The sequence below is a fragment of the Nocardiopsis metallicus genome, assembly GCF_014201115.1.
Taxonomy (GTDB): domain Bacteria; phylum Actinomycetota; class Actinomycetes; order Streptosporangiales; family Streptosporangiaceae; genus Nocardiopsis; species Nocardiopsis metallicus.
Genome location: NZ_JACHDO010000001.1, coordinates 7,012,635 through 7,034,524, shown reverse-complemented (window position 1 = coordinate 7,034,524; position 21,890 = coordinate 7,012,635). Strand labels below are relative to the sequence as shown.

21 protein-coding genes and 1 pseudogene are annotated in these 21,890 nt (G+C 70.3%); 12 read left to right on the top strand and 10 right to left on the bottom strand.

Annotated features, from left to right (window positions below):
- The gene (mca, locus tag HNR07_RS31050; protein WP_184369645.1) at positions 1–879 is read right to left on the bottom strand and encodes a mycothiol conjugate amidase Mca; all 879 of its coding nucleotides are present in this window, start codon (positions 877–879) and stop codon (positions 1–3) included.
- A gap of 156 nt (positions 880–1,035) precedes the next feature.
- Here mca and HNR07_RS31045 point away from each other — a divergent pair, with 156 nt between their 5' ends.
- From HNR07_RS31045 to HNR07_RS31035, 3 genes are all read left to right on the top strand, one after another.
- Positions 1,036–1,452 carry a DUF4307 domain-containing protein gene (locus HNR07_RS31045; protein WP_184369642.1) on the top strand — a complete coding sequence of 139 codons (417 nt, stop codon included), beginning with the start codon at positions 1,036–1,038 and terminating at the stop codon, positions 1,450–1,452.
- 148 nt (positions 1,453–1,600) lie between these two features.
- Positions 1,601–2,101: a transcription elongation factor GreA gene (greA, locus tag HNR07_RS31040; RefSeq protein ID WP_017580574.1), complete on the top strand. Its 501-nt coding sequence runs from the start codon at positions 1,601–1,603 to the stop codon at positions 2,099–2,101.
- 184 nt (positions 2,102–2,285) lie between these two features.
- Positions 2,286–2,891, top strand: a complete 606-nt coding sequence (locus HNR07_RS31035; RefSeq protein WP_184369639.1) for an RDD family protein — start codon at positions 2,286–2,288, stop codon at positions 2,889–2,891.
- 18 nt (positions 2,892–2,909) lie between these two features.
- Here HNR07_RS31035 and HNR07_RS31030 read toward each other — a convergent pair whose 3' ends face one another.
- On the bottom strand, positions 2,910–4,280 hold the full coding sequence (locus HNR07_RS31030; RefSeq protein WP_184369636.1) for an SH3 domain-containing protein: 1,371 nt from the start codon (positions 4,278–4,280) through the stop codon (positions 2,910–2,912).
- 161 nt (positions 4,281–4,441) lie between these two features.
- The gene (locus tag HNR07_RS31025) at positions 4,442–5,596 is read right to left on the bottom strand and encodes an FIST signal transduction protein (protein ID WP_184369633.1); all 1,155 of its coding nucleotides are present in this window, start codon (positions 5,594–5,596) and stop codon (positions 4,442–4,444) included.
- Positions 5,597–5,749: 153 nt separating this feature from the next.
- Between HNR07_RS31025 and HNR07_RS31020 the strand changes: the two genes are divergently transcribed.
- The gene (locus tag HNR07_RS31020) at positions 5,750–7,171 is read left to right on the top strand and encodes a sigma 54-interacting transcriptional regulator (RefSeq protein ID WP_184369629.1); all 1,422 of its coding nucleotides are present in this window, start codon (positions 5,750–5,752) and stop codon (positions 7,169–7,171) included.
- Positions 7,171–8,280, top strand: a complete 1,110-nt coding sequence (locus HNR07_RS31015; protein ID WP_184369626.1) for a VWA domain-containing protein — start codon at positions 7,171–7,173, stop codon at positions 8,278–8,280. The genes HNR07_RS31020 and HNR07_RS31015 overlap by 1 nt, the downstream gene beginning before the upstream one ends.
- Positions 8,281–8,403: 123 nt before the next feature.
- Here the strand turns inward: HNR07_RS31015 and HNR07_RS31010 are convergent, their stop codons facing one another.
- Entirely contained in the window at positions 8,404–9,213 is an 810-nt protein-coding gene (locus HNR07_RS31010; protein WP_184369623.1) for a GntR family transcriptional regulator, read from the bottom strand.
- Between the two features lie 8 nt (positions 9,214–9,221).
- Positions 9,222–9,953: a GntR family transcriptional regulator gene (locus tag HNR07_RS31005; RefSeq protein WP_184369621.1), complete on the bottom strand. Its 732-nt coding sequence runs from the start codon at positions 9,951–9,953 to the stop codon at positions 9,222–9,224.
- Between the two features lie 319 nt (positions 9,954–10,272).
- Between HNR07_RS31005 and HNR07_RS31000 the strand changes: the two genes are divergently transcribed.
- Complete coding sequence (locus HNR07_RS31000) at positions 10,273–10,515, top strand: hypothetical protein (RefSeq protein WP_017580563.1); 243 nt, start codon at positions 10,273–10,275, stop codon at positions 10,513–10,515.
- 238 nt (positions 10,516–10,753) lie between these two features.
- Here the strand turns inward: HNR07_RS31000 and HNR07_RS30995 are convergent, their stop codons facing one another.
- The 3 genes from HNR07_RS30995 to HNR07_RS30985 all read right to left on the bottom strand — a co-directional run bounded on the left by HNR07_RS30995 (position 10,754) and on the right by HNR07_RS30985 (position 14,410).
- Positions 10,754–11,899, bottom strand: a complete 1,146-nt coding sequence (locus HNR07_RS30995) for a cystathionine gamma-synthase (RefSeq protein WP_184369618.1) — start codon at positions 11,897–11,899, stop codon at positions 10,754–10,756.
- A 270-nt stretch (positions 11,900–12,169) separates the two neighbouring features.
- The gene (locus HNR07_RS30990) at positions 12,170–12,898 is read right to left on the bottom strand and encodes an acyltransferase (RefSeq protein WP_184369615.1); all 729 of its coding nucleotides are present in this window, start codon (positions 12,896–12,898) and stop codon (positions 12,170–12,172) included.
- A 144-nt stretch (positions 12,899–13,042) separates the two neighbouring features.
- Positions 13,043–14,410 carry a cystathionine beta-synthase gene (locus HNR07_RS30985; protein ID WP_184369612.1) on the bottom strand — a complete coding sequence of 456 codons (1,368 nt, stop codon included), beginning with the start codon at positions 14,408–14,410 and terminating at the stop codon, positions 13,043–13,045.
- A gap of 320 nt (positions 14,411–14,730) precedes the next feature.
- Here HNR07_RS30985 and HNR07_RS30980 point away from each other — a divergent pair, with 320 nt between their 5' ends.
- From HNR07_RS30980 to HNR07_RS30970, 3 genes are all read left to right on the top strand, one after another.
- Positions 14,731–15,801, top strand: coding sequence for an SGNH/GDSL hydrolase family protein (locus tag HNR07_RS30980; protein ID WP_184369609.1), 1,071 nt, complete (start codon positions 14,731–14,733; stop codon positions 15,799–15,801).
- A 46-nt stretch (positions 15,802–15,847) separates the two neighbouring features.
- Complete coding sequence (locus HNR07_RS30975) at positions 15,848–17,068, top strand: acetyl-CoA C-acetyltransferase (protein ID WP_184369607.1); 1,221 nt, start codon at positions 15,848–15,850, stop codon at positions 17,066–17,068.
- 227 nt (positions 17,069–17,295) lie between these two features.
- On the top strand, positions 17,296–17,547 hold the full coding sequence (locus HNR07_RS30970) for a DUF4287 domain-containing protein (protein ID WP_184369604.1): 252 nt from the start codon (positions 17,296–17,298) through the stop codon (positions 17,545–17,547).
- Between the two features lie 135 nt (positions 17,548–17,682).
- On the opposite strand, the gene HNR07_RS30965 is transcribed toward HNR07_RS30970, so the two are convergent.
- Entirely contained in the window at positions 17,683–18,585 is a 903-nt protein-coding gene (locus HNR07_RS30965) for a Bax inhibitor-1/YccA family protein (RefSeq protein WP_184369601.1), read from the bottom strand.
- 240 nt (positions 18,586–18,825) lie between these two features.
- Positions 18,826–19,856 (bottom strand): annotated as a pseudogene (locus HNR07_RS30960) (alpha/beta hydrolase).
- Positions 19,857–20,182: 326 nt separating this feature from the next.
- Between HNR07_RS30960 and HNR07_RS30955 the strand changes: the two are divergent.
- The 3 genes from HNR07_RS30955 to HNR07_RS30945 are packed head-to-tail and all read left to right on the top strand — an operon-like array spanning position 20,183 to position 21,786.
- Complete coding sequence (locus HNR07_RS30955) at positions 20,183–20,782, top strand: molybdopterin-dependent oxidoreductase (protein WP_184369598.1); 600 nt, start codon at positions 20,183–20,185, stop codon at positions 20,780–20,782.
- Between the two features lie 3 nt (positions 20,783–20,785).
- Positions 20,786–21,511: a ferredoxin reductase gene (locus tag HNR07_RS30950; protein WP_184369595.1), complete on the top strand. Its 726-nt coding sequence runs from the start codon at positions 20,786–20,788 to the stop codon at positions 21,509–21,511.
- Positions 21,508–21,786, top strand: coding sequence for a DUF6510 family protein (locus HNR07_RS30945; protein WP_184369592.1), 279 nt, complete (start codon positions 21,508–21,510; stop codon positions 21,784–21,786). Before HNR07_RS30950 ends, HNR07_RS30945 begins: the two co-directional genes overlap by 4 nt.
- Positions 21,787–21,890 lie beyond the last annotated feature (104 nt).

Here is a 21,890-nt window from a genome sequence, read left to right as displayed (position 1 = left end):
TCATACTCTCATTGCCTCGCGGACACCCGCGAAGAGGTCCTTCTCCGGGACCTCGGTGTCCACGAGCGAACGGACCAGGTGGTAGTCCTCGGTCGGCCAGGCCTCGGCCACGACGTCGTTGGGGACGGCGAACCAGAAGCCGTTCGGGTCGATCTGGGTGGCGTGGGCCTTGAGCGCCGCGTTCGCGGTGTCGAAGTACTCACTGCAGTGCACGCGGGTGGTGATCTCCCAGCGCGGCCGGTCGCGCTCCTTGATGCGCTCCATCCACTCCGCGAAGGGGTTGTCCAGGCCGCGCTCCTCGAGGATCTCGGCCAGCGCCTCGAAGCGCTCGGGCGGGAACGAGACGAAGTAGTACAGCTTGAGGGGCTGCCAGGGGTCACCGGTGCCCGGGTAGGCGTCGGGTTCGGCGGCGGCGTCGAAGGCGTGCATCGACACCTTGTGGGTCATGATGTGGTCGGGGTGGGGGTACCCGCCGTTCTCGTCATAGGTGAGGACCACGTGCGGACGGAACCGGCGGATCGCCGCCACCAGCGGTTCGGCCGCCTCCTCCACGGGAAGGGTCGCGAAGCAGCCCTCCGGCAGCGGGGGCAGCGGGTCTCCCTCGGGCAGACCGGAGTCGACGAAACCGGCGAACTCCTGCTCGACCCCGAGGATCTCGCGGGCGCGGTTCATCTCCTCACGGCGGACCTCCGCGATGTTCTCGCGGATCTCCGGACGTTCCATCGCGGGGTTGAGGATGTCGCCGCGTTCGCCACCGGTCATGGTGACGACCAGCACTTCCGCTCCCTCCTCCACGTAGCGCGCCATGGTGGCGGCACCCTTGCTGGACTCGTCATCGGGATGGGCATGAACGGCCATAAGCCGCAGGCGCTCTGACAACGGAGGCTTCTCCTTGGCTCGGTCGACGGCCACTGAACGCGGCTGTCCGACGCCACCCCGGGTCACGGCGTGGACGACTCACGTGCGGGCCGCGTAGGGGGGCTGTCGGGTCGGGGATATCTTAGACAACACCGTCCCCTTGCTCGGAGATTCCCAATGTCAGCGACCCCGGAAGATGATGCCGTGAACAGTGCCGACACCGCGCCAGCGCTACGCAAGCGCCACGGCAACGGGCCCGTCTTCTTCGTCGTCGCCACGATCTTCGCGGTGGCCGTCAGCGTCGGCTGGGGCTTCTCGGTGATGAGTTACACCGGTCTCAGCGGCGGGGTGTACCACCAGGTGATCACGGTCTCCGCACCCTCCGAGAGCGAAGCGCGCATCTCCTTCGAGGTGAACAGCAAGAACGGGGCCGAGTGCCTCCTACGCGCCCTCGACAACCAGATGGTCGAAGTGGGCGAGGTCCGGGTCGATGTGGAGGGCGGGAACCGAATGGTCAACCAGACCGTTGAAACGGTTCGTCAGGCTTCCACGGTAGAAGTGGCCTCATGCAGGGAACAAGGTTCGCAAGACTGATCCACCGAACCTTCCCCTGTCGGACACAGGTACCAAGGCGGAACCCCCGGGAACGCAGCCACCGGTGCGTGATCGCGCACAGTGATATTCTCGTAAGTTCAGCTCTGGCCGCCTGGTGGCCATTGCTACTAGTACACAAGGAGTTCCCGTGACCCAGACCCGCGATGACAACGTCACCTGGCTCACCCAGGAGGCGTATGACCGGCTCAAGGGAGAGCTGGACCACCTGTCGGGGACCGGGCGCATCGAGATCGCGGAGAAGATCGAGTCCGCCCGGGAAGAGGGCGACCTCAAGGAGAACGGCGGCTACCACGCCGCCAAGGAGGAACAGGGCAAGATGGAGGCCCGCATCCTCCAGCTCACCGAGATCCTGCGCACGGCGCGGGTCGGCGAAGCGCCCCGCACCGAGGGCGTGGTCGGCCCCGGCATGACCGTCACCGTCAAGTTCGACGGCGACGAGGAGGAGGTCACCTTCCTGCTCGCCTCCCGTGAGGAGAGCGGCTCCCCGATCGACGTGTACTCCCCCAAGTCCCCGCTCGGCGCCGCCATCAACGGCAAGCGCGTGGGTGAGACCGTCAGCTACAACCTGCCCAATGGCAAGAGCCTCGGCGTCGAGATCATCGAGGCGGTTCCGTACAGCGGTTTCTGACGCACCGGCGTTCGGGCGAACCAGGTGTGAAGTTGCGACAGGGGCGGCTCCGGCCGCCCCTCGTCGTTGTGTCCGAAGGGCTGTGGAGCGCCCCGGGCCCCGGGAGCCGGCTCGGCTGGGTAATCTGCTCTCGAACCAGCTCCCGCACTTGGTGACCTTCTCGACTCTAGGAACTGGCGGCCGTATGTCCTCGCCCTACTGGAACCCCCAGCACCCCAACCAGGGCGGCCAGCCACCGCAGGCCGGTGGTTGGTCCTATGGCGGGCCGCACCCGGGCGGTCCCGTTCCGCCGCACGGCCCGGTCGGGCCGGTGGACCAGGGCCCCGAACTGCGCCTGGCCGGGTTCGGCCGTCGGCTCACGGCCCGCCTGATCGACTACGTCCTGGCGTTCATCACGGCGACGGCGTTCTTCGTCATCATGATCATCGTGGTCACGCTGCTGACCGGGAACTCGGAGTTCACCGACGCCGAGGGCAACCTCTGGGCCTTCCTGCTCTTCTTCGGCTGGGGCCTGCTGCTGTTCTTCTACGACTGGCTCTACCTGGTCACCTGGGGCCGCACCATCGGCAAGATGATGCTCGGCGTCAAGGTGGTCAACGCCGAGGACGGCGGCAAGCTCGGCCAGGGCCAGGTGATCGGCCGGTCCGCCGTCTTCTGTCTGCCGCAGTCCGTACCCGGCCTGGGCCACCTGTTCTCGGCCGTGGAGTCCATGACCATGCTCGGTGACGCCCGTGAACGAACCCTGCACGACCGGATGGCCGGAACCCTCGTGATCCGCACCCGCGCCTGAACCCGGTGCTCGGGCCGGCTACTCGACGACACACTCCGGGGCCTGGGAACCGCCGGTGGTGAAGGCCGCCGGGACGTAGTGGCCGTCACCGACGCGGTACCAGACGTCGGTGGTCCCGGAGGGGCCGCTGGCCTGATCACCCGTGGTCTTGCAGGCCACGTCCACGTTGGCCTTGTGCGCGGCCAGCCCCACGGTGTCGTACTCGGTCCCCGGCCCCTCCCGCACGATCACCGGGTCGCTCTGACTGGCGGTGACGATCTCGGCCCGGGCCCGGTACTCGGCGGTCCACAGGTAGTCCACCTGTACCCACCCGTTGGTGGGCAGCTGGAGGCCCTGGTTGAAGGCGCCGTCGGCGAGGTCGATGCCCGCGGGGTTCTGCACCCGGCGTCCGAAGCCGTCCAGGCCGCTGTTGTGGCTCTCGGTATAGGCGGCCTGGGCCTGGGGACGGCCGCGGTCCAGGTCGCGCCAGGACTCGCGGTCCTCGTTCCAGTGGTCGTCGGTGATGTTCCAGGGGCCCACGTCCCACACCGGCAGGTACGCGCAGCGCGGGACGTGGTTCTCGGTGTCACCGCTGGCAGCGGGGCCCAGGGCGCCGGTACTGCACACCCGGACGGTGTACTCGCCGCCGCCGCGGTTGGACAGCCCCCGGCGGGAGGGCAGGGCGACGAAGTGGTCGTCGGGTCGGACCTTGTGGCCGTTGGCGGTGGTGTTGCCGACCAGCCCGATACGGGTGGCGAAGAGGCGGGCGGAGAAGGGCTGCGGGACGTCGTCCCCGGTGACCTCCCCGGTGACCTCCCCGGAAGCCTCCTCGCGTTCCTTCTCCGGCCCCGGCGCCGCCCCGGAACCCTCGATCGGGCGGACCCGGACTTCGGTGACCGCGGTCGGCTCCTCCGCGCTCCCGTCCGCACCCTCGTTCCCCGAGGCGGCCTCGATCGTGAGCCGGACCTCGACCCTGAGCTGGACCTCGGTGACCGTCTCGGGCAGGGTCACCCGGCCGCCGCCCGGAGAGGTCGGGTGCCACTCGGTCCACATGCCGTCGGCGCGCACCCCGCGGGCCTCCGTGAGGACGTCCTCCTCGTCCCCGGTGACGCGCACGTCGACGTCGATGGTGTCGGTGGATCCCTGCAGGGCTTGTTCGGGAAAGGTCGCCAGGCCCGTGCGGCGCTCGGCCGTGTCCAGGCGCGGGGAGGCGCCGAGACCGATCGGCTCCGCGCCGTCCAGGCGCAGCTCCCCGGACTCCAAGGACAGTCCGACCCGGTCGGCGGAGGCCAGGTCCTGCTCCAGCCAGGCGGACTCGGCCAGGGCCGCGGTGGGGGTCGCCAGCGGAGCCAGCAGGGCGAACGCCCCGAGAGCCGCGAGGGACGTGGTCGTGCGCCGGTTGTCGGCCATCGTTCCTTCTCTCACCAATCACGAAAAGTGATAAATTCCTTCACTCTTAGTAATCACCCTGATGTGGGCACACTCAAGGAGCTTGTGCCGGGTGTTGGCGATCCGACGGTAAAAGTCCGACTTGGGCCAGTAGTGACGAAGGTGATCCGGACGGAGGTGGATCAGGGGGCGAAGGCCAGCAGGCAGGCGGTGAACCCGTGCACGTGGTTGACCCCGGCGACCGGGCCGATCTCCCCCGCCGCGAAGAAACCCGCCACCGGGCCGACGCCGAGGATCCGGCGGACCGCGAGGACGTCGTGGTCGGCTTGGGCGAACAGCGTCTCGCCACGGCCGTTGCAGGAGAACAGCAGCCCCGCGCCCACCGCGTGTTCGGCGCCGAACTCCGACAGCCTGCGGGCCAGGTCCTCGTCGGCGGTACCGGCGTCGCGGACCTGGAAGCGGACCGTCTGGCCCACCTCCACCATCTCGCCGATGGTGAGCGCGCCCAGTTCCGGGTCCGCGCCGCTGAGCGTCCGGATCAGGAAGTCGCCCTGCTCGTGGTGGTCGGCGTACTCGTCCATCGCGATACCGATGTGCAGCCCGCGCGCGGCCAGCTCGCGGTCCTCGTCGGAGAGCTCCTCCACCAGGGTCTCCAGCCGCTCGTAGGCGTTGACCCCGGCCAGCTCCAGCACGAGGTTGCCCTCGGCCTTGGTGACGGTCATGCTCGGCCCGACCGGACGGCAGCCCTGGCTCACCACCGTGCCCAGCACCCCGTCACCACCGATCAGCACCCCGATGGCCCCGTTCTCGGCCACCTCGCCCTCGCAGAACAGCCGCACCGAATCCTCACCGCGCATACCGTCGGCCATGCCCCCGACCAGCGGCAGCCCGTCCAGGGCCGCGGTGGTCTCGCGGACGAACGCCTGGGTGGGGAACTCGTAGGGGTTGGTGAACAGGATCCCGGCCCGGTCGCGCGGGGTGGGCTCGCGCATACCCACCACGGCCAACTGGTCGCCCTCGATCACGGTGTCCAGGCGGAAGGGGGTCAGCTCGACCCCGGGCAGGCGGGCGCTCCAGACGCTGACCGCGCCCTGGCCCTCCACCCCTCGGCCGCCGCCGACCACCCCGGTGGCGCTGCACCCCAGGGTGAGCGCGTCGCCGGACAGCTCCATGACCCGCTTACCGGCGAGGGTGACCTCCTCCGGGTCCGCCCCGCTGACGAAGAAGCAGACCAGGTCGGCCGGGCCGTCCATCTGCTCCAGGGCCTGCAGGACCGCGCGTTCGGCCGCGTTCACGAGGTCGGCCCCCGTCGTCAGAGCATCGCCGAACCTAGCCACCAGCCGCCACCCCCGTCTTCACCGGCCGCCGCGGCCGGGTCTGGGAACCTTGCCGTCCCATTCTTCCATCCGAACTCTCTTGCGTGCGGACTCCAAACAGGGGGCTTTCCTCCAGCTGGCCCCTCAAACGCCCCGGGGCCTACACTCCCTCACGTGACCCATGCCGCACACGCCCCCGGCGGGCTCCCGCGCACACGCGCCGCGCTGCGCGACTCCGGCCACGTCCACCGCTCCACGGCCGCCGAGGTGCGGGAGAACCTGCTGGCCCGGATGGCCTCCGGGCAGCCCCGCTTCCCCGGGGTGCACGGGTTCGACGACACCGTCCTGCCCCAGCTGGAGCGCGCCCTGCTGGCCGGGCACGACGTGGTCCTGCTGGGCGAGCGCGGACAGGGCAAGACCCGGCTGATCCGCACGGTCGCCGGGCTGCTCGACGAATGGTCGCCGACGGTCGCGGGCTGCCCGGTCAACGACCACCCCTACGCCCCGGCCTGCCCCTCGTGCGTGCGGCGGTCGGCGGAAGAGGGCGACGGGCTTGCGGTGGCCTGGCGGCACCGCGACGAGCGCTACGGCGAGAAGCTCGCCACCCCCGACACCGGTACGGCCGAACTGATCGGTGACGTCGACCCGGCGAGACTGGCCGAGGGACGCTCCCTGGGCGACCCGGAGACGGTCCACTTCGGCCTGCTGCCGCGCGCCAACCGGGGCGTGTTCTGCGTGAACGAGCTCCCCGACCTGCCCGCGCGCGCCCAGGTGGCCCTGTTCAACGTGCTGGAGGAGCGCGACCTCCAGGTGCGCGGGTACACCCTGCGACTACCCCTGGACCTGCTGCTGGTGGCCAGCGCCAACCCCGAGGACTACACGAGCCGGGGCCGCATCGTCACACCGCTCAAGGACCGGTTCGGCGCCCAGGTGCGCACCCACTACCCGCCTGACCTGGAGCACGAGCTCGCCCTGATCCGGCAGGAAGCGGACCTGCCCGAGGGCACGACCGTGCCCTCGCACCTGGTGGAGGCGGTCGCCCGCTTCACCCGGCTGGTGCGCGCCTCGAACCGGGTGGACCACCGTTCGGGGGTGTCCGTGCGCTTCTCCGTGGCCGCCGCCGAGACCGTTGCCGCCTCGGCGCTGCGCCGGGCGGCGATCGTCGGCGAGGACGTCCCGGTGGCACGGGTCTGCGACCTGACAGGGGTGGCCGAACCACTCCTGGGCAAGGTCGAGTTCGAGACCGGCGCGGAGGGGCGAGAGGCGTCGATCCTGGAGACCCTGCTGCGCCGGGCGGTGGCCGAGACCTTCCGGGCCCGGCTGGGCGAGGCCGACCTGGAACCGCTCAGCGACCGCTTCTCGGGAGGGGGCACGGTGGAGACCGGAGACCTGGTGAGCTCCGCCGAACTGCTGCGCCGGGTGGGCGCGGTGCCCGGGCTGGCGGGGTTGATCGAGCGTGCGGCGCCCGAGGAGGCGGACGGACCGCCCACTCCGGGACTGGCCGCGGCGGTGGTGGAGTTCGCGCTGGAAGGGCTGTACCTGGAACGGCGGCTGTCCAAGGACACCGCGCCCGACGGGGGTGTCTACCGCTTCTGATGAGGTTCCGGTACCGGGCGTACATGGGTGGCCCCGACCCGCTGGCCGACCCCGATCCGCCTCCCGAGGAGGCGGTGCGGGCCGCTGTGGAACTGCTGGAGCTGATCGCCGGGGAGACGGAGGAACCGGGTGGTGCCCTGGCCGCGGCTGAGGCGGCCCTGCGGCGCTACGCGGACGGGGAGCGCGGTGCCCTGGACGATCTGGACGCCAGGGCGCTCCAGGCGGCTCTGGGCAGCGCCGGGTACGGTCCGCTGGACCGGTTGGACGCGGCCGACCACGGGCTGAGCCCGCGCGAACTGCGCAGACTGGGCGAGGTGGCGCTGACCGAGATCGAGGCCGCCCGCCGGGCGGCGCCCGGCGGGCACCGGGGCGGTGAGGGGGCGGGCGACGAACCCACCGGCGCCGCGGTGCCGCACGACGGGTTCGACCGCCCCCTGGACGCGGTGGCGACGCTGCGCGAGGCGATGCTGCGGCGAGCTGCCGGTCTCGCGCCCGGGGAGGCCCTGCGCGCGGAGGACGCGCGCTACACCGAGACCGAACCGGCCGGGGCCGCCGCGGTGTGCCTGCTGGTGGACCTGTCCCACTCGATGGTCACCCGCGGCTTGCACGAGGCGGTCACCCGCACCGCGCTGGCCCTGCACACCCTGGTGCGCACCCGGCACCCCCAGGACCGGCTCCTGATCATCGGCTTCGGCGACCGCGCCCGCGAGATGACCCCGGCGGATCTGGCCGAACACGACTGGCGGCGGACCCCCGGCACCAACCTCCAGCACGCGCTGCGCCTGGCCCGGCGGCACCTGCGCCGCCACCGGGGGCTGCGGCCGGTGGTACTGGCGGTCACCGACGGCGAACCCACCGCGCACCTGGGCGAGGACGGCGACGCCCGGTTCTCCTGGCCGCCCGCCCCGCGCACGGTGGAGGTCACCGCGGCCGAACTCGACGCCGCTCTGGGCGAGGGCGCCGAGGTCACGTTCTTCCTGCTCGCCCACGACCCGCGGCTACGGGAGTTCCAGGGGCTCCTCGAACGCCGCCGGGGCGTGCGCGTGGTGCACGCGGACTCCGAGGCGCTGGGCCCGCTGGTCGTCGACAGGTACGTGAAACAGCGCTGACGGTGGGCTCGGAGGTCAACCCCGCTGGCCTGGGTGGAGTTCTCGCCGGAAGCCAGGGGGTGCGGCGGCTGGGGGCCTGGGCCGGGGATGTTGCGAGGGGGCAGTCGGGTGCGGGAGCTCGGGTCAGTGCTCGAATATGTTGACGTCCGAGTGCATCACCCGCAGTTCCTCGGGGGCGTCGCCGCCCGCGTAGAGGAGCTGGTGGCGGTTGGCCGGCATGAGGGTTTCGGTGAAGCGCAGCGGGCGCTGGCCCTCGTAGGTGACCCGCTCCTGGATGAGCAGGGGGATGCCGGGGGCCAGCCCGAAGGCGTCGGCCTCGTCCTGGGAGGGCATGCGCGCGCCCACGATGTCCCAGTTCCACTCCTCGTGCAGGCCGAGTTCCCTGAGCACCTCGCCGATCCCGCCCTCGAGGTACTCGGGGGACATGAGCGCCGTGTTGCTGGCGATGCTGAACGGGAAGTAGGTGACGTGGGACTGCCACAGGCTGCCGTCGACGAAGTGCTCCGAGGCCCGGATCACGACGAGGCCGCCGTGCGGGCCCTGCTCCTCGGACTCGTTGAGCAGCCGTTTGGCGATCTTGGGCCGCATGGTGTCCAGGCTGACCTTGATCTTCTCGTCGATGTTGCTGTACCCGGCGTCGCGCAGCCGGGCGTGGTAGTCGGAGTCGAGCCGCCCGGGGTCGTCCCGGCTGGTCGGGGTGGCCCGGTGGATGATCGGCTGGTGGTCGGCGACGTAGGCGCCCCGGCCGACGTGGATGGCGATGCGCCCCTCGTCCTGCAGGATGCGCATGCCCAGGCGCGCGGTGGCACGTGATACGTCGAGCTCCTCGGCGAGCTCCTCCTCGCCCGGAAGCCGCTCGCCCGGCCGGTAGACGCCCTTGGCCAGGGCCTCCCGCAGGTAGTCGGCGACCACGGTCTTCTTCGTCGTGCTCATTCGCTGGTTCAGTCCCGGTGGTAGGCCCGCAGGTTGCCGTGCTCGAACTGGTAGCGGATGCTGTGCCCCGCATGGACAGTGTGCACCAAGCGGATGGGCCGGTCCTCGGAGTAGTCCGTGCGGTGAACGTTCAGCACCGGGACCCCCGGCGGGAGTTCGAGCTGGGACGTCTCCTGGGGGGTGGGCATGCGGGTCTCGAGCTCGTCCACGTAACCGACCTGGCGGTGGCCGTGCTCCATGAGCACCACCAGGGCGCTCTCCACGTCCTCGGGAACCATGAGCGGAGTGCCCTGGACCAGGTCCACCGGGTAGTAGGCGGAGCTGACCGAGCCCGAGCGCTCCCCGGAGAAGCGGTGCATGCGCCGGACCACCGTCATCTCGCCCTCGGGGACCCGCAGGCGGCTGGCGATGTCGGGGGTGGCGCTGAGGAGTTGGAGCTCCTCCAGGGTCAGGCCGCTCATGTTGGACTCGTTGAGCCCGTCGGGGCCGCCCTTGGTACGGGTGGCGTAGAAGGTCTCCGGGACCACGTCCTGAACGAAGTGCCCGCGGCCCGGCTTGCTGACGATGAGTCCCTGGTTGCGCAGCATTCCCAGGGCGAGGCGGATGGTGTTGCGGGAGGCCTCGAACCGCTCCTCCAGCTGCTTCTCCGAGGGAAGCTGGCCGCCCAGGGGAAGGCTTCGCTCCTGGATCTCCCGTCGCAGCGCTCGGGCGATCTGCCGGTATCTACTTTCTGCCCGCATAAGTCCGCCCTCTAGGGGGTACAAGACCAACAACTTAACTTGTACCAACAAGCTGAGTGGTACACCAGCCAAACAGGTCCAACCGGCTCTGTTGAACCCATCCTAGATGAAGGCCACCCTCAGTACAGGGCGGATCCATCAGCTGGCCACTCGAAACGGAGAACATGAAGACGAACGCGAGGACGCGCAGACCGCCACAGGCGCACCCACTCCCTACCGACGGAAGAACCCGGACCACATGAGACGCACTCCACCGCCCCCTCGGTTCTCAAGGGGGCCGACCAGGATCTGACCGGCCACTACCCCCAGAGGACAAGCCATGGAAATCGCCTTCGTCATCCTCATCTTCGTCGGCCTGCTGTTGATGGGCCTCGCGGCGGGGTTCCTCCTCGCCATCTCCATCGGCATCCGACGCCGGGACCACCGGGGCAGCTACCGCTCCCTGCGCGAGGAGGGCGACGACAGCGCCCTCTCCCGTTCCAGCCGGGCCTTCCTCGGCCTGCACTTCCGTGACCAGCAGCGCGACCTCCCGGTCCAGAGCCGCACGCCCACCGCGGTCTGAACCGGACCCGTAGCGCTCACGGCACCGACGCTGTGCCCACCGGGCACACAGCACCCCGCGGTGACCCCGGCGGGAATCAGCGGAGTAAGCACCAACGAGGCAACGGCCGCGACGGGGCCCGGCAAGGACGCCGGGGAACCCGCGCGGCGACGCCACGCGGCCCCCGACCGCCGATGAGACCCCGTTGGAGGACTTCAGACTTCGAGAGCCCCGTTCTGAGGGCTCAGATTTACAGGGATCAGCCTTCGAGGGCCTGCAACAGGTCCGCGACCAGGTCGTCACCGGACTCGATGCCCACGGAGATGCGCACCAGATCGGCCGGAACCTCCAGCGCGGACCCCGCGGTCGACGCGTGCGTCATCCGCCCGGGGTGCTCGATGAGGGACTCGACCCCGCCCAGGGACTCGCCCAGGGTGAAGACCTTGGTCCGCTCGCACACCTGCAGTGCCGCCTTCTCCCCGTCGCGCAGAGCGAAGGAGACCATTCCGCCGAAGGAACGCATCTGCCGCTCGGCGATCTTGTGCCCCGGGTGGGTGTCCAGCCCCGGGTAGTAGACGCGCCGCACCGCGGAGTGGCCCTCAAGGGCGGCCACGACGCGCTCGGCGTTCTCGCTGTGGCGGTCCATCCGCACACCCAGGGTCTTGACCCCGCGCAGCGTCAGCCAGGAGTCGAAGGGCCCCGGGATGGCGCCCATGGTGTTCTGGTGGAAGGCCAGCTGCTCGCCCAGCTCGGCGTCGGCCACGACCAGCGCACCGCCGACGACGTCGGAATGCCCGCCGATGTACTTGGTCGTGGAGTGCACGACGACATCGGCACCCAGCGTGAGCGGCTGCTGCAGGTAGGGAGAGGCGAACGTGTTGTCGACGACCAGCAGGGCGTCGCCGTCATGGGCGATCTGCGCGACCGTCTCGATGTCGGTGATCCCCAGCAGCGGGTTGGTGGGAGTCTCGGTCCACACCACCTTGGTGTTGGGGCGCATCGCGTCCCGGACCGCGTCGGCGTTGGTCTGGTCAACCGCGTCCCAGCTGACGCCCCAGCGCTCGACCACCTTGGAGATCAGGCGGAACGTACCCCCGTAGGCGTCGCCGGGGATGATGATGTGGTCACCCGGGGAGAGCACCGTGCGCAGCAGGGTGTCCTCGGCCGCCATCCCGGAGGCGAAGCCCAGGCCCCGCGCTCCGGACTCCAGCGCGGCGAGGCACTCCTCCAGCGCGGTGCGCGTGGGGTTCTTGGTTCGGGAGTACTCGTACCCCTGTCGCATCCCGCCCACGCCGTCCTGAGCGTAGGTACTCGTCTGGTAGATCGGCACAACCACGGCCCCGGTACCGGCGTCCGGCTCCTGCCCCGCGTGGATGGCCAGCGTTTCAAACCCGTCGAACTTCATGTGGCCACAATAGTGCCCGGAGTCCACTCGGAACCCGTTGCCAACAGGCACATCTCAGAATGTGGTCACCCCCTCCACCACCCCGGCAGGCAACGGGTCCGCGTCCCGGCTGGGCTGCGCCTCGTGCCTCGGCTGAGCCGCCCCCTGCGCTGGGTGGGCCCCCCGTTTACCGCACGCAACGCAGAGGTCCCGGGGAACCATGGCCCCCTGACGGAGTGACCTCTGCTGTCAGGCGCGGCCGAACGCCGGCCACGCCGGGGAGCAGGGCTCTCAGGCCGGGGGGAACCTCGTGGGCGAGCCAGGCTCCGGGGGCTCGGTGGGGGCATGCGGTGGCAGGCCAGTGACCGGGGTGGGCACGCGGGTGGGCGTTCCGGTCTCGCGCAGGGGCGGGTCCCAGCCGAGTTCGGGGTCGTGGGTGCGCACCACCTTGCCGGGGATGCCCGCGATGACCGCGTGGTCGGGGTACTTGCCCGGACGGACGACGGTGCCGGCGGCGACGACGGAGTTCCTGCCGAGGTGGACGCCGGGGAGGATGACGCTGTTGGCGCCGAGCCAGCTTCCCGCGCCGATGCTGACCGGGTCGTCGACGGGCCACTGGAGGCCGACGGGGATGTCGGTGTTGGCGTAGGCGTGGTTCTGATCGGTGATGTAGACGTACGGCCCCGTGTAGACGTGGTCGCCGATATCCACGGAGCGGTGCGCGACGATGTGTGACCCGCGGCCGATCGCGCAGCCGGAGCCGATACGGACGACCGTTCCCTCACCGAGGTCGTAGTCGGGGCCCATCCCGGCGGCCAGGGTCATGTCACCGCCGAGAACGGTGTGCACGCCGATCTCGATCCACGGCTCTCCGTAGAGCGTCGCGGTGGGGAAGGCGATCGCAGACCCGGCTCCGAAGCGCGCGAACTTGCGGGCGGCCTTGGAGTCGGCGCGGATCTCTCCGTGGCTCCGCGCATACGACCAGACGGAGCGGATGATCCAGTTCAGGAGCCGCGACACGGGTGCACCTACTTATTACCGGCCAGTAAATCCTGACGCGAACATTAGCAGTGTCCGAGTATGCGTCATGGTGTCCGGTGCACGAACACCGGGCCCCGAACGGCGCTCGGTTCGAGTGCCGCCCGGGGCCGGGAGGGGGCTTGATCAGCCCGACAGGTGGGCCAGCAGGTCCTGCCTGGTGAGAATGCCCACCGGCTTGCCGTCGCGCAGCACGACGAGGGCGCCGGAGGTGCGCAGCAGGCGGACGCAGTCACTCACCGGGGTACCGGTACCGACGGTGGAGAGCGGCTTGCCCATGTGGGTCTCGACGAGGTCGTCCAGCTCGGCCCGGCCGTCGAAGAGGGCGTCGAGGAGGTCGCGCTCGGCGATGGAACCGACGACCTCGGCCGCCATGACCGGCGGCTCCTCCTTCATGACGGGCAGCTGGGAGACACCGTACTCGCGCATGATCGCCACGGCGGTGCCGACGGTCTCGTCCGGGTGGCTGTGCACGAAGTCGGGCATCTCGCCCTCCTTGTCCCCCAGCACCTGGCCGGCGGTGGCCTCCTCGGTCTCCGCGGACAGGAAGCCGTAGTCGGCCATCCACTCGTCGTTGAAGATCTTGCCGAGGTAGCCGCGGCCGCCGTCGGGCAGCAGCACGACGATGACGTCGTCGGGGCCGGCGTCGGCGGCCACACGCAGGGCGGCCTCGACCGCGAGGCCGCAGGAGCCGCCGACGAGAAGGCCCTCTTCCTTGGCGAGACGACGGGTCATCAGGAACGAGTCCTTGTCGCTGACCGCCACGATCTCGTCGCAGATCGCCGTGTCGTAGGTGCCCGGCCAGATGTCCTCGCCGACGCCCTCGACCAGGTACGGGCGCCCGCTGCCGCCCGAGTAGACCGAACCCTCGGGGTCGGCGCCCACGACCTGCACGGAGCCCTTGGAGGCCTCCTTGAGGTAGCGGCCGGTACCGCTGATGGTTCCGCCGGTGCCGATACCCGCCACGAAGTGGGTGACGCGGCCCTCGGTCTGGTCCCAGATCTCCGGCCCCGTGGAGTGGTAGTGCGACTCCGGGTTGTTCTCGTTCTCGTACTGGTTCGGCTTCCAGGCCCCGGGGATCTCCGCGGCCAGCCGGTCGGAGACCGAGTAGTAGGACTCGGGGTGCTCGGGCGCGACCGTGGTCGGGCAGACCACGACCTCGGCGCCGTAGGCGCGCAGCACCGAGAGCTTGTCCGGTCCGACCTTGTCCGGGCAGACGAAGACGCAGCGGTAGCCCTTCTCCTGCGCCACGAGCGCGAGGCCGATACCGGTGTTACCGGAGGTGGGCTCGACGATCGTGCCGCCGGGCTGGAGCGCCCCGCTCTTCTCCGCGGCCTCGACCATGCGCAGCGCGATCCGGTCCTTGACCGAGCCGCCCGGGTTGAAGTACTCGACCTTCGCCAGGATCGTCGGGGCCAACCCCTCGGAGACCTTCCGAAGACGGACCAACGGGGTGTCCCCGACCAGGTCGATCAGTGAGTCGTGTACCCGCAACTTTGCTCCTTTGCATAGTGGCGACCGGGTCTTCGGCCCGCCGGTGTCGGTTCCCCGGTGCGCCCGAGGCAGGTGAGGACCGGTCCGGTCCCCCACATTCTGACTCTAACCTCACCAACCAGCGTCTTCGCCGCCCCCGTAAGCGGTGTGGACCGGTCCGAACCGGTGCTGGGGCCCCGACCGAAAGCGGTCGCCGCGCCGTTCGAGTTGACTGTCCCCGAGGCGCCGGTTGTGTGCCGTCGGGGTGCGTGACCGCGGGGCGGCCCCCCGGTAACGTCGATGGGGAGTCTTCCGGCGCTTCGAGGGGTGAGGGGGCACCGATGCTGCGAGCCGCGCGAGCACGACGCATCGCCGCCGCCACCGCCTTCGGCGGCGGCGGGCTCACGCTCGTGGGCGGGGGCACCGTCGCGCTCCTGTATCTGCAGGCGCGACTGGCCAAGAACGCGATCGGGCACACGAAGTGGAAGCGCCCGCGGGCCAACGGCACCTTCGGGGACGGCGAGGGCCCTGCGCTGCGCCTGCTGATGCTCGGCGACTCCACTGCCGCCGGGTTCGCGGTGGCCGAGTCCCGCCAGACCCCCGGAGCGCACCTGGCCGCGGGGCTCGCCGCGGCCGCGGACCGCCCGGTGTGGCTGCGCTGCACGGCCACCCCCGGAGCGACCTCGGCCGACCTCGCGGCGCAGGTCCAGCGCGGCGAGGGCCACATCCCGGAGAAGCGCTACGACGTGGCGGTGATCTTCATCGGTGCCAACGACGTCATCCGCCGGATCCGCCCCAACGACGCCGTGGCCGCGCTGCGGGAGGCCACCCGGGGGCTGGTCGAGCGGGGCACCCCCGTGGTCGTGGCCACCTGCCCCGACCTCGGCACCGTCCGTCCCATCGGCTGGCCGCTGCGCTCGGTGGCCCGGCGGGCCTCCCGGCAGCTGGCCGCCGCCCAGACCATCGCGGTGACGGAGGTGGGCGGACGCACGGTCTCGTTGAGCGACGTCCTGGCCGAGGACTTTCGGTCCGACCCGGTTTCCATGTTCGGGCCCGACCGATTCCATCCGTCAGCTCGCGGGTACGCACAGGCCGCGTTCGTCGTCCTGCCCTCCGTCTGCGCCGCCCTGGGACTGCTCCCCGAAATCGACGAGAGCGAGCGCACGGCCGGGGTCCTGCCCGTGGACCGCGCCGCCGTGGTGGCCGCGCAGACCCCCGGAACCGAGGTCTCGCGCGCCGCTGACCAGGCACCCTCCGGGCAGCACGGCAGCTGGGCCGCGTTCATCCGTGGCCCCTTCCGGCTGCGCGGCGGGCCCAGGCCCGCGACCGCGCCGAGCAGCGCCGAGTCCGGTGAAAGCGACGACGCGCCAAGGCCGACCCCGGGTGGCGCCGGGAACCGCCGGACAGGTTAACTAGCCAGTAACAAGTCTTGCCGTGCCCCGAACAAGGACGAAGAACATGCCCGAAGCAGTCATCGTCGCAACCGCGCGCTCCCCGATCGGCCGAGCCTTCAAGGGCTCCCTCAAGGACCTGCGCCCGGACGACCTGACCACCCAGATCGTCGGCGCCGCCCTGGCCAAGGTCCCCGAGCTCGACCCGAAGAGCATCGACGACCTCATGCTCGGCTGCGGCCTCCCCGGCGGCGACCAGGGCTTCAACATGGCCCGCATCGTCGCCGTGCAGCTCGGCCTGGACACCGTCCCGGGCACCACCGTCACCCGGTACTGCTCCTCCTCCCTGCAGACCACCCGGATGGCCTACCACGCCATCAAGGCGGGCGAGGGCGACGTGTTCGTCTCCGCCGGCGTGGAGACCGTCAGCCGCTTCGTCAACGGCAGCAGCGACAACCCGCAGAACCAGAACCCGCTCTTCGCCGACGCCACGGCGCGCACCGAGAAGCGCAAGGAGGGCGGCCAGGGCACCTGGACCGACCCCCGCGAAGCCGGGAACCTGCCCGACGCCTACATCGAGATGGGCCAGACCGCGGAGAACGTCGCCGAGATCACCGGCGTCTCCCGTCAGCGCCAGGACGAGTTCGCCGTCCGCTCGCAGAACCTCGCCGAGAAGTCGCTGGACAACGGCTTCTGGGAGCGCGAGATCACCCCGGTGACCCTGCCCGACGGCACCGTGGTCAGCACCGACGACGGCATCCGCCGCGGCACCACCTATGAGAAGGTCTCGCAGCTCAAGCCGGTGTTCCGCCCCGACGGCACGGTCACCGCGGGCAACGCCTGCCCGCTCAACGACGGCGCCTCCGCGCTGGTCGTCATGAGCGACACCAAGGCCAAGCAGCTGGGCATCACCCCGCTGGCCCGCATCGTCTCCACCGGCGTGACCGGCCTGAGCCCGGAGATCATGGGCCTGGGCCCGGTCGAGGCCTCCAAGCAGGCCCTGGCCCGCGCCAACATGGCGATCGGCGACATCGACCTGGCCGAGATCAACGAGGCCTTCGCCGCCCAGGTGCTGCCCTCCGCCGACCAGCTGGGCATCGACGTCGACAGCCAGCTGAACGTCAACGGCGGCGGCATCGCCGTCGGCCACCCGTTCGGCAGCACCGGCGCGCGCATCACCGGCACGCTGATCAACGGCCTCCAGTTCCACGACAAGACCTTCGGCCTGGAGACCATGTGCGTCGGCGGCGGCCAGGGCATGGCGGCCATCTTCGAGCGTCTGAGCTAGGCAGCGCCTGAGCTGACTCTCGGTCCGCCTGCGTCCCAGGCCGCGAAGGGGCTTCGGACTCCCACCCGGAGCCCCTTTTGTCATGTTCGAGACACCTATGAACGTCCCGCAGGGAAACGTTCGCGCACCCGCAAGGTAAAAGCTGGCGGCCAGGGCTTGTCCAAACCGTGATCCTGATGCAGGGTCGCAGGTAAGTGCCACACGCCCAACGCACTGCGGAGGTGCCTATGTCGGTAACCCACTCGCCGGAGATCCACGCAAAGCTCATCGAACGCATCCCGGCCGTGACCGGCCGAGGACTCCACGAGTGGTTCGACTCGCTCGACAAGGGACCGGGCCTGCTGCGCCCCACGGACCGGTCGTACTGGCTCGCTGACGAGTTCGACCTCACCCATGGCTACGCCCAGGCCATCGTCACCGAATACGACCGTCGTCGCAGGAACCGCTCCATCCCGACACCGCGCCGAGAGACCGTCTGACCCGCCCTGACACCTCAGTGCCCGCACTCCGGGCACGGCGAAGGGGCCGCCCCCGGGAAGAACCCGGGTGACGGCCCCTCGTCACGCCGAACGTGTCTACGCGGGCGCGGAGGTACCTGAGCGGCACCAGCGGTACTAGTCCGCGAACATCGTCTTGATCAGCCAGAGCAGACGCAGGATCTCGATGTACAGCCAGACCAGGGAGACGGTCAGGCCGAAGGCGAACTGCCAGGCGAAGTTGCTCGGGATGCCGGCGGCGACGCCCTCCTCGATACCGCGGAACTCGATGGCCAGCGTCAGGGCGGCCAGCACCACGAAAACGATGCCGACGCCCAGGCCCAGCCAGGTCGGCTCGCGCAGGCCCATGCCGCCGGCGATGAAGAAGCTGAGCACGAAGTTGATCAGCATCAGGGCGGCGGCGCCCAGGACGGCGTACGAGACGGCCTTCACGAAGCCGTCGGTCACCTTGATGATGCGGTACTTGTACAGCGCCAGCATCACACCGAAGACCGCGACCGTACCGATCACGGCCTGCGTGACCAGCGAGGTGCCCGCCGAGGCGTCACCCAGCTGCGCCGACAGCATGCTGCCGAGCAGAGCCGAGAGGCCGCCGACCAGCAGACCCTGCAGGGCCGCGTAGATCAGGATGGCGACCGGGCTGGTCATCTGCTTGAACGCGATCACCAGGCCCAGGATGAGCCCGCCGATCATGCCGACGAACATGAGACCCATGCCGAGGGCGGGGTTGCTCATGAAGAGGAAGTAGTTGATGACACCGACGATCGCGACGGCGCCCAGGGTCATACCCGTGCGCACGACGACGTCGTCGATGGTCATGGGCTGGTCGGCCGCCGCCTGCTGCGGGTAACCCGGCTGGGGGTAACCCTGCTGCGGGTAACCCGGCTGACCGTAACCCTGCTGGGGGTAGGGCTGCTGCGGGTAGGGCTGTCCGTAACCCTGCTGCCCATAGCCCTGCTGAGGTCCGGACTGCTGCTGTAGCGCCCGCTTGAGGACGGGGTTGGAACTCCGCATCCGCATGTCTAGTAAAGGCCTTTCACGCGTGGTTTGCTGCCCACAAAGTAACGTACGGCCCCGTCCGCGGGTTCCGGGGGCCAGGTCACCGTTGCGAAACAGCCTCGGACACGACCTGTGAACGCGCATCCGCGACGCGACCGTGATGGCACGGATCACACCCTGGCACACACGGGGGCGGAACCCCCGCGGGTCCCGCCCCGCATCCTGTCCTGCCCGGCTCGCCCGGCCCTGGCCGGGTGCGGGCTAACGCACGCCCTGCCTGGCCCGCTGCCCCGCCTGCTGCCGTGGGACGGCGGACCGGGTACCCAGCACGTTGGCCAGGAAGTCAGCGGCCAGCAGCAGCGCCGCCTGGTTGGCGTGGGTGTCACGCATACTGTCCACCATCATGAAGTCGTGGATCATCCCTGGAAGCGGACCGCCGTCACCGGCACCCCCGCCTCACGCATCTTGCGCGCGTACGCCTCACCCTCGTCACGCAGCACATCCGCCTCACCGTTGAGCACGATCGCCGGGGGCAGCCCGCGCAGTTCCTCCGGGGAGGCCCGCAGCGGCGAGGCGTAGACCTCCGCCCGCTGTTCGGGGTCGGTGGTGTACTGGTCGTCGGTGGTGTACTGGTCCCAGAACCACATCATGCCGTCCCGGTTCAGGAAGTACCCGGTGGCGAACTGGTGGTAGGAGTCGGTGTCGAAATCGGCGTTGGTCACCGGGTAGAACAACGCCTGCCCCTTGAGCTCGACGTCACCGCGGTCCTTGGCCATCAGCGCCAACACCGCAGCCATGTTGCCGCCCACCGAGTCGCCGCTCACCGCGACGCGCGTGCCGTCCAGGTTCTCTTCCGCGCCGTGGCGCACCACCCACTGGGCGACCGCGTAGTTCTGTTCGATCGCGGTGGGGTACTTGGCTTCCGGGGCCAGGTCGTACTCGGGGAAGACCACCGCGGCACCGGTGCGCACGGCCAGTTCCCGCACGAGCCGGTCGTGGGTGTTGGCGCTGCCGAACACCCGGCCGGCGCCGTGGATGTGGAAGACGACCGGCAGGACCCCGGTGGCGCCGGCCGGGCGCACGATCCGCGTCGGCGCCTGCCCGGTGGGCCCTCCCTCCACGGTGATCCACTCCTCGGTGATCTCGGGCTTGGACACCCCGTCACCGCCCTGCACACCCTCCAGGGTCTCCCGCCCCTGCTCAGGCGGGAGTTCGTGGATGAAGGGCGGGTTGGCATTGGCGTCGGCGAACTCCTGGGCGGCCTGCTCCAGGACCACCTTCTCCTCGGACACCTCTCCCCGTCTCTCCGTCCGGCCTCGTACGGGGTCGGACGGATCGCTCCCTGGTCGTCTGGGTCCGCTGGACTCAGGCCACGTTCTTCATCCGCGCTGCGCAGATTCCGCGGCCGGTCGTCGACTCGATCCCCGCCAAGACGTAATCAGGAAGGGTTCGACGAAAACCGGCCCGACCGAGACTTGACGCAAGCAGGGCCAGGAGGCAGCGCTCAGCGCTGCGTGGGCCATCCGAGTTTCCTCTCCTTTACCAGGTTCCTCCCCTAGCGTCCGCGGCGCCCGGGTAAGTGCCAGGGCATCGCGACCACCACCTACCGAGGACAGGCATGAACCTCATCACCAGGGGATTCCACGGACGACGAGGCGGAGACCCCACCCGCGTTCCGCCCGGCCAGTACGAGACCCACGACTTCCCGGTCCTGACCGTGGGCCCCACACCCCGGGTCGACACCGCGACCTGGACCTTCACGGTCACCACCGAGACCGGAGCCCGCCACCAGTGGACCTGGAACGAATTCATGGCCCTGCCCCAGGAGAGACCGCACGTGGACATCCACTGCGTCACGCGCTGGTCCAGACTCGACACCGACTGGGTCGGGGTCTGCCTGGACACTCTGCTGGAGGACGTGGAGACCACCGCCGACTATGCCCTGGCCCACTGCTACGGCGGCTACACCACCAACCTGCCCCTGCAGGACCTCACCGACGGGCAGGCCTGGATCGCCCACACCTTCGACGGCGAGCCCCTGGCGCCCGAGCACGGGGGCCCGGCCCGCCTGATCGTCCCGCACCTGTACTTCTGGAAGTCCGCCAAATGGGTGAAAGGCCTGACCCTGCTGCCCGACGACGAGCCCGGGTTCTGGGAGCAGGCCGGGTACCACGACTACGGCGACCCGTGGCGCGAGCAGCGCTACCGGGGGGACTGACCCGTGGCCCGCTGGATCCCGGCCGCGCTGGAGGCCGACCGGTGGGAGACACCCACCGCCCGCACCCTGGTGCTGTCCATCCCCGGCTGGGCCGGGCACCGCCCCGGACAGCACGTCGACGTGCGTCTGACCGCGGAGGACGGCTACACCGCCGAACGCTCCTACTCCATCGCTTCAGCTTCCGCCCCCGAGCGCCTGGAACTCACCGTCCAACTGGCGCCCGGCGGGGAGGTCTCCCCCTACCTGGTCCGGGATTTCGCTGTGGGCGACCAGGTGGAGGTGCGCGGCCCACTGGGCGGCTGGTTCGTATGGGACACCGCCGAACCCGACCCCGTCGTCCTCATCGGCGGGGGCTCGGGGGTCGTCCCGCTGACGAGCATGGTCCGCGAACGTCGGCGGACCGGCAGCAAGGCCCTGTTCAGGGTCCTGTACTCGTTGCGCACGCCTGACGACCGCTATTACCGCTCCGAACTGAAGCCCACGACGGGGCCCGGCGTCGACGTGTTCCTGGCCTACACCCGCACCGCGCCCGAAGGGTCGGTCCGCGGGGCCAAACGGCTCAGCGTCGCCGACCTGAACACCCACGGGTTCCCCGCCGAGTTCGCACCGGTGTGCTTCGTGTGCGGGCCCACCGGGTTCGTGGAGACCGTCGCCGACGCACTGGTCGCTCTGGGCCACGACCCGCGCCGGATCCGAACCGAACGCTACGGCAGCGGAGGCGAACGATGAACGCGCCCACCAACCGTGCCTACCTGGACGGCAATGTCCTGGCCGGGCCTCTGTCGGAGGTGTTCGCGGTGGACGTGACCGCGGCGGAGCGGCGCTGCGCCCGCTGCGGCGACCGCGGCGCGTTCGCCCAGCTTCGGGTCCACGCCGACGGTCCCGGTCTGGTGGCGTGCTGCCCGAACTGCGAGGTGCTGGTCCTGCGCCTGGTGCGCACCCCGGACGGGCTGGTCCTGGACCTGGGCGGTACCGGCTGCATCACGTTGCCCGTGGACGGGTGAACGCCACGGGTCCCGACTGCACGCGGACCGGGGGCACGGGGTTCCCGCAGCACGAAGGGCCCGCACCCGTGTCACCGGTTCGTACGGGCCCCGCTGTCGGCTCC